This window comes from Delftia sp. PX-1 (assembly GCF_055797465.1).
Map to the genome: position 1 here is coordinate 818,370 of NZ_CP184763.1, position 13,538 is coordinate 831,907.

Here is a 13,538-nt window from a genome sequence, read left to right on the forward strand (position 1 = left end):
TGGCTGGGAATCGGGGCGGATGCGGCTAGTCGGCGCCCAGCCCGATGGGGCTGGGCTGGCGCTTTTCGGTGTTGTGGCGCAGCAGGGACGCCGTGCGGAACACGCCGTGCGCGAACTTGCCGTAGGGCAGGGTGGCGAACAGGGCGATCACCGCGCCCAGGTGCAGGCACAGCAGCAGGGCCAGGGCCGGCGTGCCGCGGCCCAGCCACAGCGCCATGCCGCTGGCCGCGACCAGGAACAGCAGGGCGATGAAGCCCAGGTCCATGGGTTTCTGGCGCGCGTCGCCATGCAGCGGGTGGCGCCTGCGGTTCAGGTGCCACAGGCCTGCGGTGCCCAGCATGAGGCTGGTGCCGCCCACGGCGCCCAGCAGCTTGGGCAGGCTGGGGAATTCGTAGGGCGCGGCCCAGCCGAACACGTAGTGGTAGACCGTGGCCAGCGCCGTGGCCGCAAAGCACAGCATGAATCCGTAGAAGGTCAGGTGGTGAAAGCGCCTGCGGCTCAGGGTGTAGGCATCGTCCTCGTTGTGGCAGCCCTCGCCGTGGCCGCCGTCCAGGTATTTGAGGCGCAGCACGTCCTGCGCGGCCTCGGCCGCCGCCGGCGTGCCCACGTCCACGCCGCCGGTGGCGGGCTTGACGTCCTTCCAGAAGCGGCGCACGCCCATGGCCAGCGCCAGCACCACGAACAGGAACACGGGCGCGAAGATGCCCACCAGCAGGTTGTGCGGGAACAGGTTGTAGAAGTTGGCGCCCAGGTCGGCGCCCCACAGCCGGCCCGGGCCGCCCTGCAGGGCCACGGCCAGCACCAGGAACAGCGACAGGCCTGCGGCCAGGGCCAGCGACAGCGTGAGCCCGTTCCTCTGGTACAGGCGCCCCAGGGCGGGCGGCCAGGCGTAGTCGGCATAGGTCTGGCCGCGCACCTCGGCCATGGCCTTGGGGATGTTGATGGCGAACTCGTGCGGCGGCGCGTACTGGCAGGCATGCAGGCAGGCGCCGCAGTTGTGGCACAGGTTGGCCAGGTAGTGCACATCGGCCTTGCCGAACTCCAGGCGCCGCGTCATGGCCGGGAAGACCGCGCAAAAGCCTTCGCAGTAGCGGCAGGCGTTGCAGATCTGCAGGGCACGCGCCACCTCGCCTTCGGCGGCCGTTTCGGTGGAGACCGGCAGGATGGGGATGATCCGGCCTGCGGCCAGGTCCTGGGCTTCTTGGGCCAGGGCGCTAATTGTGTTTTGCATATGTGTCGTCCATGGGGTTGGCTTGCCGCCCGCAGCGCTTGAAGTAGGCCTGCTCCTGACCAGGGACAGCGAGCAAGGGCCGCCCCGCAGCGAGGCTGTCGTCCCCCTTGGGGGATGGCGCGCAGCGACTCAGGGGGGTCTTCATCTCACTGCGCCGCGCACGGCGGGTTGTCCGGCGGCGGCAAGGGCCGCGTTGCGGCCCGCGATGCGGCCGAAGGCCGTGCCGATGGACATGCCCACGCCGGCCGTATAGCCCTTGCCCAGCACGTTGCCGGCCATCATTTCGCCGGCCACGAACAGGTTGGTGCTGGGCTGGCCGGCAAAGCGCACGGCCGCCGTGTCGTCGGTCTCCAGGCCCAGGTAGGTGAAGGTCACGCCGGGGCGCAGCTGGTAGCCGTAGAAGGGCGCCGTGTCGATGGGGCGGGCCCAGTGGGTCTTGGCGGGGGCCAGGCCCTCGGTATGGCAGTCGTCCAGCGCCGTGTGGTCGAAGTGGCCGACGCGGCAGGCGCCGTTGTAGGCATCCAGGGTCTGCATGAAGCGGTTTTCGTCCAGGCCCAGCTTGCGTGCCAGCTCGGGCAGGGAGTCGGCGCGCACGCCCGGGAAGACCGGCGGCATGAAGCGGCCTATGGCCTTGGCGTCGATGACGGACCAGGCGGTCTGGCCCGGCTGCTGGGCCACCAGGCGGCCCCAGATGGCATAGCGCTTGGGCCAGAAGTCCTCGCCCTCGTCATAGAAGCGCTCGGCCTCGCGGTTGACCACCACGCCCAGCGAGACGCAGTCGATGCGCGTGCAGATGCCGCCGTCGTACAGCGGCGCGCGCGCATCGATGGCCACCATGTGGGCCTGGGTGGGGTCGCCGATGCGGTCGGCGCCATGGTCTTCGAGCAGGTGGCGCAGCAGCACGCCGCGGTTGAAGGCCGTGCCGCGGATCAGGAAGTTGTCGGACGGCCATTCGCCGCGCGCGTTCTGCCCCCATGCCTCGCGCAGCCACTCGCGGTTGGACTCGAAGCCGCCCGCCGCCAGCACGCAGGTCTTTGCGGTGATGCGCTGCGCGCCCACCCAGGCGGCCTTGAACTCGCCGTCCTCGATCTCCAGCCGCTCCACGGGCGACGCGTAGCGCACCTGCACGCCCAGCCGTTCGGCGCTGCGGTAGTAGGCATTGACCAGGGCCTTGCCGCCGCCCATGAAGAAGGCATTGGTGCGCGCCACGTGCAAAGCGCCCGACAGCGGCGGCTGGAAATGCACGCCGTGGCGGCGCATCCAGTCGCGGCAGGTGGAGGAGGCGCGGATCACCATGCGCGCCAGATGCTCGTTGGTGATGCCGCCCGTGACCTTGAGCAGGTCCTGCCAGAACTCCTCTTCGGGGTAGGCCTCGACCAGCACGTCCTGGGGCGCGTCGTGCATGCAGCGCAGGTTGCGCGTGTGGCCGGAATTGCCGCCGCGCCAGTCGCGCGGCGCCGCCTCCAGCAGCAGCACGCTGCGGCCTGCCTCGCGCGCCATCAGGGCCGCGCACAGGGCGGCATTGCCGCCGCCTATGACCAGGACATCGGGGTCCATGGAGTTCTCCTTGCATTCGCCATCGTGGGGATTGCGAATGTAGGGAGAACGCAGCGCGGCGGGCAGGGGCCCGCCGGCATGGGGGTATCAGTCTTCGTGATGGATGAGGGCCGTGCCGGCCCAGGCGCCGCCGCGCAGCAGCTGGCGCACGCAGTCGATCAGCACCACGCGCGCGGCCAGGGCGGCGGGCGACAGCTCATCCTCGGACAGGCTGCACAGCAAGTTGGTGCGCAGGGCATCTTTGTCCGTGATACGCGACCACTCGAAGCGCTGCGCGGCATCGGCATAGCGGCCCATGGAGGCCCAGGGCTGCACCGTGCTGCCCAGGCCCGCATCCACGGCCGCCATGACCATGGACAGCGAGTCCACCTCCAGCACCAGATGCGGCGTGAAGCGCGCCTGCGAGAAGGCCGTGTCCAGCGTGCTGCGCAGGCCGTGCAGGCCCGTGGGCAGGATCAGCGATTCGCCGGCCAGGTCGGCCAGCGCCATCTGCGGCGGCAGCGGCTCGGGGTGGTGGCCGCGCGCGCGGATCAGGAACAGCTCCTCCTCGATCAGCGGGTGCACCTGCCAGCGCCGCCCGCCTGCGCGGGCCTGACCGCCGTGCAGGCGGGCGTCGAACAGCACGGCCATGTCCAGCGCGCGCGCATTGAGCATGTCGGTCAGGTGGCCGGACATGCCCTCCACCATGTGCAGGCGCACATCGGGGTAGCGCGCGCGCATGGCCTGCATCATGGGCAGGCCCAGCATGGCCGAGGTGGTGGGCGCCAGGCCCACGCTGACCGAGCCCGACAGCCGCGCCTGCTGCGCGCTGCGCACGGCCTGCTCGGCATGGCGCAGCGTGAGCTGGGCCTCGCGGAAGAAGGCCACGCCCGCCTCGGTGGGCACCACGCCGCGCGGCGTGCGCTGCAGCAGCCGGGTGGACAGCTCGCTTTCCAGGCGGCTGACCTGCTGGCTCAGCGCGGACTGGACCATGTCCAGGTCCAGGGCGGCGCGGCTCATGGAGCCCAGTTCGACGATGCGGACGAAGTAGCGGAGTTGTCTCAGTTCCATGGGGGCGGCGCTTGTGGTGTGCAGCGCCGATTGTCGGTGCAGACCGGGGCTTGGCCTCAGATGCCGCGCGGCAGCAGGGCCGCCAGGGCCTCGCCTATCGAGCGCGCAATCAGCTTCTGGCGCTCGCCGGGCATGCGCTCCAGCGTGGAGGCCACGCTGACGGCGGCCACGGGCTCGCCTTCGGCATTGCGCACCGCCATGCCCACGGCCAGCACGCCGCGCGTGGCATGGTTGCCGATGACGGACCAGCCGCGCTGGCGCGTGGCCTTCACCAGCAGGGCCATGCGCTCGGGCGTCATGCCGCCGTACTGCTCCAGCACGGGCGCGTTGGCCGCCATCGCGGCCTGCACCTCGGCATCGGGCAGGGCGGCCAGCAGGGCCAGGCCCGCCGCTCCCACGCCCAGCGGCTGGCGCGTGCCCACCTGGATCACCAGGATCTGCACCGGATGCGTGCCCACATGGCGGGCGATGCAGTGCGATGCCGCGCCTTCGCGCACGATGGCAAAGGCCGCGTCCGCGCAGCCCGCGCTCACGCGCTCCAGCACGGGCTGCAGCCGCACGGCCATGTTGGGCTGGCCCGCGCTGGCGGCCGTGGCCGCCAGCCGGTGGCCGGCCGCATAGCCGAAGCGCCCCCTGTGCGCCACATAGCCGCTGTCCACCAGGGTGGACAGCAGGCGGTACACCGTGGCGCGCTCCAGCCCCGTGGCGCGGCACAGGTCAGCGACGCGCAGGCCTTCGCGGCCTGCGGCCAGCACGGCGTCCAGCACCTGCAGGCCACGGCGCAGCGTGCGGCTGCCGGCATCGTCGGCGGAGAGTGGAATGTCCGCTGGCCGGACGTTTGGATTGGTGCTGCGCGAAGGCATGGAAAAGAATTTCCCGGTGATTGCAGGCAGGGCAGAAAAGGGCCTGCGTGCAGCGCGCAGTGTGCCGCAGGCCGTCGAAAGCCCACACAGGCAGACATAAGCGGACATCAGCGGACATCAGAACGATCACCTGGAGACAAGACATGACAACCCCTGCCGGTTTCAATCCGTGGGCGCGCCGGCGCCTGCTGGCCTGTTCCTTCACCTGCGCACTGGCCGGCATGGCCGCTGCGACCGTCGCGACCGTGGCGTTGGCGCCCGCGCCCGTGCTGGCGCAGCCGGCGGCCTGGCCGGCCCGGCCCGTGCGGCTCGTGGTGGGCTATGCGGCCGGTGGCGCCACCGACGTGATCGCACGCCTGGTGGCCGCCCGGATGGGCGAGCAGCTGGGCCAGAGCGTGGTGGTGGACAACCGCACGGGCGCCAACAGCAATGTGGGCGCCGAGGCCGTGGCGCGGGCGCCTGCGGACGGCTACACGCTGTATGTCTACACCATTGCCAACACCATCAATGCCTCGCTCTACCCCCGGCTCGGCTATGACCCGGTCAAGGACTTCGAGCCCATCGGCCTGATCGCCAAGATTCCCAACATCCTCGTGGTCAACCCGCGCCTGCCCATACAGAACGTGGCCGACTATGTGCGCCATGCCCGGCAGAGTGCGCAGGGCATCAGCTTCGCCTCGTCGGGCAGCGGCTCGTCGATCCACCTGTCGGGCGAGATGTTCCGTCAGCTGTCGGGCCTGCGCATGCTGCACGTGCCCTACCGGGGCAGCGCACCGGCCATCACCGACCTGCTGGGCGGGCAGGTGGATTCCATGTTCGACAACGCGCCCTCGGCCCTGCCCCACGTGCAGGCCGGCAAGCTGCGCGCGATCGCCATCACCAGCGCCCGGCGCTCGGCGCTGCTGCCCGATGTGCCCACGCTGGCGGAGTCGGGCTATGCGGGCTTCGACGTGCAGTCCTGGTTCGGCCTGGCCGCCCCTGCGGGCACGCCGCCCGCCGTGATCGAGCGCCTGAACCATGCCCTGAATACCGCCCTGGCCGCACCCGAGCTGCGCCAGCGCCTGGGCGAGATGGCCGCCACGCCCGAGCCCGGCACCCCGGCGCAGATGCGCAGCTTTGCGGCGTCGGAGATCAAGCGCTGGCGCGAGGTGGTCAAGGCCTCGGGCGCCACCGCCCAGTAGTTCGACACACGTTCGGCACAAGCTCGACACAACCGCACCACGAGGAGACGACCCCCATGCAACCCATTGATTTTTTCTGGCGCGCGGCCGAGCGCTGGCCGCAGCGCATCGCCATCGACGCGCCGGGCGGCTGTATCCGCTATGACGCGCTGGCCCGCAAGGTGGCCGCGCTGGCGGCCGGCCTGCAGGCGCTGGAGCCCGCCGTGCAAAGCCGCGTGGGCATCTGCGCGGGCAACAGCGCAGACCATATCGCCGCCCTGCTGGCGGTGATGGCCAGCGGCAAGGTCTGGGTGCCGCTCAATCCCAAGAGCACGCAGTCCGAGGTGCGCCGCATCATCGATGCCACCGAGCCTTCCATTGTGCTGTGCGATGCCGGCGGCGCTGCACTGGTGCAAGGGGCGCCGGGCATCCACCTGGTGCTGGGCGAGGGCACGGCGGCCCTGGAGCAGGCGCAGACCGGCGCTTTGCCTGTGATGCCTGACCTGCCCGCCGATGCCATCCAGGCCATCAAGTTCACGGGTGGCACCACGGGCCTGCCCAAGGGCGTGATGCAGCCCTGCCGCGCCTGGATGGCCGGCATTGCCAACCAGATCCAGGCCTGGGGGTTCGATGAGCATGACCGCTACGTCATGGCCGCGCCCATCACGCATGGCACGTCCACCTACCTGCTGCCCATCCTGGCGCAGGGCGGCTGCCATGTGCTGCTCGACGGTGCGGGTGCCGAGGCCGTGCGCAGCGCCTTTGCCCTGCGCGGCGGCACCGTGTGCTTCATGCCGCCCACCCTGATCTACATGCTGATGGCGCTGCCGGGCGCCAGCCGTGCGGACTTCCCCGCCCTGCGCCGCCTCATCTACGGCGGCGCCGCCATGCCGCCGGAGAAAATCCGCCAGGTGCGCGCCTTCTTCGGCCCCGTGCTGGCCACCACCTATGGCCAGACCGAGGCGCCGCAGATCCTCACGGCCATGCGGCCCGAGGACTTCGAGGACGAAGGCCTGTGGACCTCCGTGGGCCGGACCACCTGGTTCAGCGACCTGGCCATCATGGCGCCCGACGGCCGCCTGCTGCCCCGGGGCGAGGTGGGCGAGGTCGTGGCGCGCGGCGATCTGCTGATGAGCGGCTACTGGCGCCTGCCAGACAAGACGGCCGAGACCCTGGTGAACGGCTGGCTGCACACGGGGGACCGGGGCCTGATCGATGCGCAGGGCTACCTGCACCTGAAGGACCGCCTGAAGGACCTGGTCATCACGGGCGGCTTCAACGTCTATCCCGTGGATGTGGAAAACGCCCTGGGCCAGCATCCGGCCGTGCACGAGTGCGTGGTCTTCGGGATCCCCGACGACCACTGGGGCGAGGCCGTGCAGGCCGCCGTGCAATTGCGCGCCGAACTGCGCCCCGACCAGCGCCCGGACGAGGCCGAGCTGATCGCCTTCGTGCGCCAGCGCCTGGGCCCCGTGCAGACACCCAAGCGCATCCACTTTCACGCCAGCCTGCCGCGCTCGCCCGTGGGCAAGCTGCTCAAGACGGCCGTGCGCGAGCTTGCGCTGGCGCCCCGTTGATCCCGAACACCATCACAAGGAGACCCTGGCCATGGCCACGCACCAACCCCCCGTCACCCGCCTGTGCACCCACACCCTCACCAGCCTGCATTACCGCGATGCCGACCTGGTCGAGGACCTGATGGGCAAGAAGACCTTCACCGAGGTGATGCTGATGCAGATCCTGGGCCGCACGCCGCGCCCCGTGGACCTGCGCATCGCCGATGTGGTGCTCATCGTGCTCATGGAGCATGGCCTCACGCCCAGCGCCATCGCCACGCGCCTCATCTACATGAGCGCGCCCGAGAACCTGCAGGGCGCCGTCTCGGCCGGCCTGCTGGCCGTGGGCAGCTCCTTCGTGGGCACCATGGAGAACTGCGCCGCGCTGCTCGACCGCATTGCCGCCGCCGCCGACCCCGAGGCCGAGGCCCGCGCCATCGCCCAGCACCACAAGGCGTTGAAAAGCCCCGTGCCCGGCTTCGGCCACCACCTGCACAAGCCCGTGGACCCGCGCGCCTACAAGCTGCTGGACATGGGCCGCGCCGAACCCGAACTGGCGGGCAGCAGAATCCGCGCGCTCGAAACCCTGTCCGCCGCCGTGGACGCCGCAGCGGGCCGGCCCATCACCATCAATGCCACGGGGGCCGTGGCCGCGCTGCTGGGCGAGATCGGCGTGCCCACGGCCGTGATGCGCGGCTTTGCCGTCATCTCGCGGGCGGCCGGGCTGGTGGCGCATGTGGTGGAGGAGCAGCAAAGCCCGTCGGGCCGGTTCATCTGGGAAACGGTGGAGGAAGCCATCCCCTTCGCGGGGCATGCAGTTTCCGCGAACGCTGCGTGAAGCAATGACCGATGGACCACCGCGCGCCATGCCGCGAGCATGGAGTCCATGCAACAAACCCATGGATTGTCCGGCGCCCTCGACGGCCTGCGCGTGGTGGACCTGTCCCGCATCCTGGCGGGACCCTGGTGCACCCAGAACCTTGCCGACCTGGGCGCATCGGTACTCAAGATCGAGCGTCCCGGCACGGGCGACGACACGCGCGCCTGGGGCCCGCCCTTCGTGCAGGCGCCCGGTGGCGAGGCCGTGTCGGCCTACTTCCTGTCCTGCAACCGCGGCAAGCAGTCGGTGGCGCTGGACTTCACCGAGCCGGCCTCGCATGCCTGGCTGCTGCGCCAGATCCGCGATGCCGACGTGCTGGTGGAAAACTACAAGGCCGGCGCGCTGGCGCGCCACGGGCTGGACTACGCGGCGCTGGCCGCCATCAACCCCGGGCTGATCTACCTGTCGATCACGGGCTTCGGCCAGAGCGGCCCGTTTGCGCACAAGCCCGGCTACGACTATGTGTTCCAGGGGCTGGGCGGCCTCATGGGCTACACGGGCGTGGCCGATGGCGAGGAGGGCGCGGGCCCGCTGCGCACGGGCGTGGCCGTGGTGGACCTGATGACGGGCATGTATGCCACCAGCGCCGTGCTGGCGGCCGTGGTGCAGCGCCAGCGCACGGGGCGCGGCCAGCACATCGACCTGGCCCTGCTGGACGTGGCCGTGGCCATGAATGCCAACCAGGCGGCCAACTACCTCGTCAGCGGCGAGAACCCGCGCCGCACGGGCAACGCCCATCCCAATTGCGCGCCCTACGAGGTGTTTGCCTGCGAAGACGGCCATTTCATCCTGGCCATCGGCAATGACGGGCAGTTCGCCGCCCTGTGCTCCGTGCTGGGCACGGACTGGCACCTGGACGCGCGCTTTGCCACCAATGCCGCGCGCCTGACCGGCATGCCGCAGCTGCGCCCGCTGCTGCGCGCGGCGCTGGGCCGCTGGCCGCTGCAGGCCCTGACCGATGCGCTGGACACCGCCCAGGTGCCCTGGGGCTGCATCAACACCATGGAGCAGGTCTTCGCCCATCCGCAGGTCCGGCACCGCCAGATGCTGCAGACGGTGGAGCACCCGCAGCTGGGCACGCTGAGGCTGGTGCGCAACCCCATGGTGCCGGCCGGCGGCGACGCCCAGGTGCCGCCGCCGCCCGTGCTCGGTGCGGCGCCGCAGGACCTCTGAATCCCTAGACATCGACAAGCCAAGAAGGAGACAAGGATGACGAAACGCATGAAAGCACTGAAGGCCGCCGTGGCAGCCGCCGCGCTGGCGGGGATGCCGCTGGCATATGCGGCAGGGGCAGCCGGGGCAGCCGGGGCGGCGGGGGCAGGAAGCTATCCCGAGCGGCCCGTACGCCTGGTCGTGCCCTATGCGGTGGGCGGCGCCACCGATGTGATCGCGCGCGTGGCGGCCCGCTACCTGGGCGAGACGCTGGGCCAGGCCGTGGTGGTGGAAAACCGCCCCGGCGCGGGCGGCAGCACGGGTTCGGCCTATGCGGCCAAGCAGCCGGCCGACGGCTACACCCTGGTGATGATGGTGGAGAGCTCGCATGCCGTGAACCCCAACGTCTACGCCAAGCCCGCCTATGACCCGGTGAAGGACTTCACCCCCATCACCAACATCGCCAACGTGCCGGGCGTGATGGTGGTCAGCGCAGGCTCGGCCTACAAGAGCGCCAAGGATGTGAGCGACGCGGCGCGCGCCGCGCCGGGCAAACTCAACTACGGCTCCTCGGGCAATGGGGGGCTCAGCCACCTGAGCGGTGCGCTGTTCGGCAGCACCACGGGCACCACCCTCACCCATGTGCCCTACAAGGGCCTGGGGCCGGCGCTCAACGACCTGATGGCGGGGCAGCTCGATGTGGTGTTCGACAACATGCCGTCCTCGGGCGCGCTGATCGCGGGCGGCCAGCTGCGTGCGCTGGCCGTGTCCAGCCCCGTGCGGCTGCCGGCCCTGCCGGGCGTGCCCACCTATGCCGAGGCCGGGCTCAAGCCCATGAACGACATGTCCTGGTACGGCCTGGGCGCGCCTGCCAGGCTCGATCCCGCCATTCTTGCCAGGCTCAGCGAAGCCATGCGCAAGACCTTGCAAAAGCCCGAGCTGATCAAGACCATAGAGCAGCAGGGCGCCGTCGTGGACTTCCAGGAGCCTGCGCAGTTCAGGCAGACGGTGGAGCGCTCCAACCGGGCCTGGTCCCAGCTGATCCGCGACATCGGATTCGAGAAACTTTGAGGAGATCTGCCGTGCATGCACAAGTGACCTTTCCCACCCCGCAGACCGCCGTGCTCACCATCACCGGCGGCGGGCCGCTGAACATCCTGGGCACGCCCGTGATCCGCGCGCTGACCGCGCAATTGGCCGAGCTGGCCGAGCGCCCCGATCTGCACTGCCTGGTGCTGCGCGGATCGGGCACGCGCGCCTTCGTGGCGGGGGCCGACATCCGCGAGATGGCGTCGCTCAACGCCGCCTCGGCACGCGCCTTCATCAGCGGGCTGCGCGACCTGTGCAACGCGGTGCGGCATTTCCCCGTGCCCGTGATCGCCAGGCTGCAGGGCCATACGCTGGGCGGCGGGCTGGAGCTGGCCATGGCGGCCGACCTGCGCATTGCGGCCGATGATGCCGTGGTGGGCATGCCCGAGGTCAAGGTCGGCATTCCCTCGGTGATCCACGCGGCCATGATGCCGGCGCAGATCGGCGGCACGCGTGCCAGCTGGCTGCTGCTCACGGGCGAGAACATCGGCGCCCTGCAGGCCGAGCGCTGGGGCCTGCTCAACGAATGCGTGCCCGGCGACCAGCTTGATGCGCGCATCGCGCAGATTGCCGAGGGGCTGGGCGGGATCGGCATCGAGGCGCTGCGCCAGCAAAAGCGCCTGCTGCGCCGCTGGGAGGGCATGGGCGTGGACTCGGCCATCACCGACAGCGTGGCCGAGTTCGGCGCGGCCTTCAACACGGGCGAGCCGCAGCACCACATGAATGCCTTCCTGGAGCGCAAGCAGGCCAAGGCCCAGGCCCAGCACTGAACCCAGGCCGGGCCGGGCTAGGCCTTGTCGGCCAGCCCTTTCAGAAAGCTGCGCAGCCGCTGCGCGGTGGGCGTCAGCGGCCGTTCGCTGGAGCGCACCAGCTGCAGCGGGCGCCGTGCCCAGGTTTCCTCCAGCGGCAGGCAGGCCACCGCATGCGCGGTGCCGAGCCTGCGGTAGATGCTGTGCGGAATGATGGCCAGGCCCACGCCCTGCGAGACCAGCCGCACGATGGAGGTGAAATCGTCCACGTGGATGCGGCAGCGCAGCGGCCGGCCATGGCGCTTGGCCAGCTCGCGCAGAAAGGCGTAGTTGCTGCTGGTCAGCGCCATGCCCACGAAGGCATGGGACAGGGTGTCGAAGAACCGGCAGGAAGGGCCTTCGCCGTCGTCTTGCCTCTCGCCCGGCTGGGGCACCAGCGGATGGCCGGGCGGGGCGATCACCACCAGGCGGTCCAGCGCAAAGGTCTCGCAGGCCACGGCGCCCGCCATGGGCTCGCCCGCGTAGACGCCCAGGTCGGCCTCGCCCTCGGCCACGCTGGCGGCAATCGTCTCGCTCGTCTGCTCGACCAGGGTCAGGTTCACCTCGGGAAAGGCGGTCAGGAACTCGCCGATGTGCGGGCCGATGAAGCCGTGCAGCGAGGAGCTGTTGGCCGCCAGCGTTGCCTTGCCCTGCAGGCTGCTGCCCAGCAGGGCGGCCTCGGCCTCCATGCCGTCGATGGCGGCGAACACGCCGCGCGCATGCTCGAGCATGGCGTGGCCTTCCTCGGTCAGCCGCATGCCCTTGTGCTCGCGCGTGAACAGCTGGCAGCCCAGGGCCTGCTCCAGGTTGCGCAGACGCTGGCTGGCGGCCGAGGGCGTCAGGTGCCGCGCCTGGCTGGCACGCGAGAGATTGCCGGCCTGGGCGATGGCCATGAACAGCTTCAGATCGGTCAGGTCGTAGCGCATGCGGGCGTTTCCTAGGGGGCAGGAGGGCCATTATTCCTGCTGGCGCAGGGCTGCAAAGCCCGTGGCGCGCAGCCTTTGAAGGGCGCTGGGATAATCGATGCCATGACTAAACACCGCGTCGTGGTGGGCCTGTCGGGCGGTGTGGACTCCGCTGTCACGGCCCATCTCCTCAAGCAACAGGGCCATGAAGTGGTCGGCATCTTCATGAAGAACTGGGAAGATGACGACGACAGCGAATACTGCTCGTCCAATGTCGATTTCGTCGATGCCGCCGCCGTGGCCGACGTGGTCGGCATCGAGATCGAGCATGTGAACTTCGCCTCCGAGTACAAGGACCGCGTCTTCGCCGAGTTCCTGCGCGAGTACCAGGCCGGCCGCACGCCCAACCCTGATGTGCTGTGCAATGCCGAGATCAAGTTCAAGGCCTTCCTGGACCACGCCATGCGCCTGGGCGCCGAGAAGATCGCCACGGGCCACTACGCCCGCGTGCGCCAGAACCCCGACACGCAGCTGTTCGAACTGCTCAAGGGGCTGGACCCGGCCAAGGACCAGAGCTACTTTCTGCACCGCCTCAACCAGGCCCAGCTGTCCAAGGCCATGTTCCCCGTGGGCGAGCTGAAGAAGACCGAGGTGCGCCGCATTGCCGAGGAGATCGGCCTGCCCAACGCGAAGAAGAAGGACTCCACGGGCATCTGCTTCATCGGAGAGCGGCCGTTCCGCGACTTCCTGAACCGCTACATCAGCAAGGAGCCCGGCAACATCCTCGACGACCGCAACCGCAAGCTGGGCAAGCATGTGGGCCTGTCGTTCTACACGCTGGGCCAGCGCTCGGGCCTGGGCATCGGCGGCGTCAAGGAAAAGGGCGCGCCGCGCGGCGGCGGCGACCATGAGCCCTGGTTCGTGGCGCGCAAGGAGCTGGACACCAACACGCTGCGCGTGGTGCAGGGCCATGACCACCCCTGGCTGCTGTCGCAGTCGCTGCTGGCCGACCAGGTCAGCTGGGTGGCCGGCCACGCGCCCGCCGAGGGCAAGGCCTACGGCTCCAAGACGCGCTACCGCCAGCCCGACTCGCCGGCCCTGATCTCGGGCGCCACGCCCGAGGGCTTCCGGCTGGATTTTCCCGAGCCGCAATGGGCCGTCACGCCCGGCCAGTCGGCCGTGCTCTACGACGGCGACGTGTGCCTGGGCGGCGGCATCATCGCGGCGGTGGATCCGCACCTGATGCAGCACTGATGCAGCACTGACGCGGCATTGATGCCGGGCAGGATGCGGCCCGGCGCGTTTTG

General features: G+C 70.2%; 12 protein-coding genes. 7 read left to right on the forward strand and 5 right to left on the reverse strand.

Translation table 11 applies throughout. From position 1 onward, the window contains the following. Positions 1-25: 25 nt before the first annotated feature. The 4 genes from tcuB to ACN20X_RS03825 all read right to left on the reverse strand — a co-directional run bounded on the left by tcuB (position 26) and on the right by ACN20X_RS03825 (position 4,701). Positions 26-1,231 carry a tricarballylate utilization 4Fe-4S protein TcuB gene (tcuB, locus tag ACN20X_RS03810; RefSeq protein ID WP_473210298.1) on the reverse strand — a complete coding sequence of 402 codons (1,206 nt, stop codon included), beginning with the start codon at positions 1,229-1,231 and terminating at the stop codon, positions 26-28. Positions 1,232-1,372: 141 nt separating this feature from the next. Next, positions 1,373-2,788, reverse strand: a complete 1,416-nt coding sequence (tcuA, locus tag ACN20X_RS03815; protein ID WP_473210299.1) for an FAD-dependent tricarballylate dehydrogenase TcuA — start codon at positions 2,786-2,788, stop codon at positions 1,373-1,375. A gap of 87 nt (positions 2,789-2,875) precedes the next feature. Continuing rightward, on the reverse strand, positions 2,876-3,838 hold the full coding sequence (locus ACN20X_RS03820; protein WP_012202727.1) for a LysR substrate-binding domain-containing protein: 963 nt from the start codon (positions 3,836-3,838) through the stop codon (positions 2,876-2,878). Between the two features lie 56 nt (positions 3,839-3,894). Further along, entirely contained in the window at positions 3,895-4,701 is an 807-nt protein-coding gene (locus ACN20X_RS03825; RefSeq protein ID WP_097204221.1) for an IclR family transcriptional regulator, read from the reverse strand. A gap of 143 nt (positions 4,702-4,844) precedes the next feature. Here ACN20X_RS03825 and ACN20X_RS03830 point away from each other — a divergent pair, with 143 nt between their 5' ends. From ACN20X_RS03830 to ACN20X_RS03855, 6 genes are read left to right on the forward strand one after another with little or no spacing between them, the layout of a single operon-like run. Further along, positions 4,845-5,882 (forward strand): tripartite tricarboxylate transporter substrate binding protein, encoded by a 1,038-nt coding sequence (locus tag ACN20X_RS03830; RefSeq protein WP_267179018.1) that lies wholly within the window; start codon positions 4,845-4,847, stop codon positions 5,880-5,882. Between the two features lie 56 nt (positions 5,883-5,938). Next, positions 5,939-7,438, forward strand: coding sequence for a class I adenylate-forming enzyme family protein (locus ACN20X_RS03835; RefSeq protein WP_473210300.1), 1,500 nt, complete (start codon positions 5,939-5,941; stop codon positions 7,436-7,438). Between the two features lie 31 nt (positions 7,439-7,469). Then, a complete protein-coding gene (locus tag ACN20X_RS03840) occupies positions 7,470-8,255 on the forward strand; it encodes a citryl-CoA lyase (RefSeq protein ID WP_043791355.1) in 786 nt (261 codons plus the stop codon). Positions 8,256-8,303: 48 nt separating this feature from the next. Beyond that, positions 8,304-9,470, forward strand: a complete 1,167-nt coding sequence (locus ACN20X_RS03845; RefSeq protein ID WP_473042258.1) for a CaiB/BaiF CoA transferase family protein — start codon at positions 8,304-8,306, stop codon at positions 9,468-9,470. A 36-nt stretch (positions 9,471-9,506) separates the two neighbouring features. Beyond that, entirely contained in the window at positions 9,507-10,520 is a 1,014-nt protein-coding gene (locus ACN20X_RS03850) for a Bug family tripartite tricarboxylate transporter substrate binding protein (RefSeq protein WP_473210301.1), read from the forward strand. A gap of 11 nt (positions 10,521-10,531) precedes the next feature. Beyond that, positions 10,532-11,308: an enoyl-CoA hydratase gene (locus ACN20X_RS03855; protein ID WP_034366441.1), complete on the forward strand. Its 777-nt coding sequence runs from the start codon at positions 10,532-10,534 to the stop codon at positions 11,306-11,308. A gap of 17 nt (positions 11,309-11,325) precedes the next feature. On the opposite strand, the gene ACN20X_RS03860 is transcribed toward ACN20X_RS03855, so the two are convergent. Continuing rightward, positions 11,326-12,252 carry a LysR substrate-binding domain-containing protein gene (locus ACN20X_RS03860; protein ID WP_071954083.1) on the reverse strand — a complete coding sequence of 309 codons (927 nt, stop codon included), beginning with the start codon at positions 12,250-12,252 and terminating at the stop codon, positions 11,326-11,328. A 102-nt stretch (positions 12,253-12,354) separates the two neighbouring features. On the opposite strand from ACN20X_RS03860, the gene mnmA reads away from it, so the two are divergent. Continuing rightward, complete coding sequence (gene mnmA / locus ACN20X_RS03865; protein WP_473210302.1) at positions 12,355-13,485, forward strand: tRNA 2-thiouridine(34) synthase MnmA; 1,131 nt, start codon at positions 12,355-12,357, stop codon at positions 13,483-13,485. Positions 13,486-13,538 lie beyond the last annotated feature (53 nt).

Coding starts and splice junctions, on each gene's coding strand:
- ACN20X_RS03825 (WP_097204221.1), bottom strand. CDS start 4,701: ATGCCTTCGCGCAGCACCAATCCAAACGTCCGGCCAGCGGACATTCCA.
- ACN20X_RS03845 (WP_473042258.1), top strand. CDS start 8,304: ATGCAACAAACCCATGGATTGTCCGGCGCCCTCGACGGCCTGCGCGTG.
- ACN20X_RS03820 (WP_012202727.1), bottom strand. CDS start 3,838: ATGGAACTGAGACAACTCCGCTACTTCGTCCGCATCGTCGAACTGGGC.
- tcuA (WP_473210299.1), bottom strand. CDS start 2,788: ATGGACCCCGATGTCCTGGTCATAGGCGGCGGCAATGCCGCCCTGTGC.
- ACN20X_RS03835 (WP_473210300.1), top strand. CDS start 5,939: ATGCAACCCATTGATTTTTTCTGGCGCGCGGCCGAGCGCTGGCCGCAG.
- tcuB (WP_473210298.1), bottom strand. CDS start 1,231: ATGCAAAACACAATTAGCGCCCTGGCCCAAGAAGCCCAGGACCTGGCC.
- ACN20X_RS03840 (WP_043791355.1), top strand. CDS start 7,470: ATGGCCACGCACCAACCCCCCGTCACCCGCCTGTGCACCCACACCCTC.
- ACN20X_RS03830 (WP_267179018.1), top strand. CDS start 4,845: ATGACAACCCCTGCCGGTTTCAATCCGTGGGCGCGCCGGCGCCTGCTG.
- mnmA (WP_473210302.1), top strand. CDS start 12,355: ATGACTAAACACCGCGTCGTGGTGGGCCTGTCGGGCGGTGTGGACTCC.
- ACN20X_RS03860 (WP_071954083.1), bottom strand. CDS start 12,252: ATGCGCTACGACCTGACCGATCTGAAGCTGTTCATGGCCATCGCCCAG.
- ACN20X_RS03850 (WP_473210301.1), top strand. CDS start 9,507: ATGACGAAACGCATGAAAGCACTGAAGGCCGCCGTGGCAGCCGCCGCG.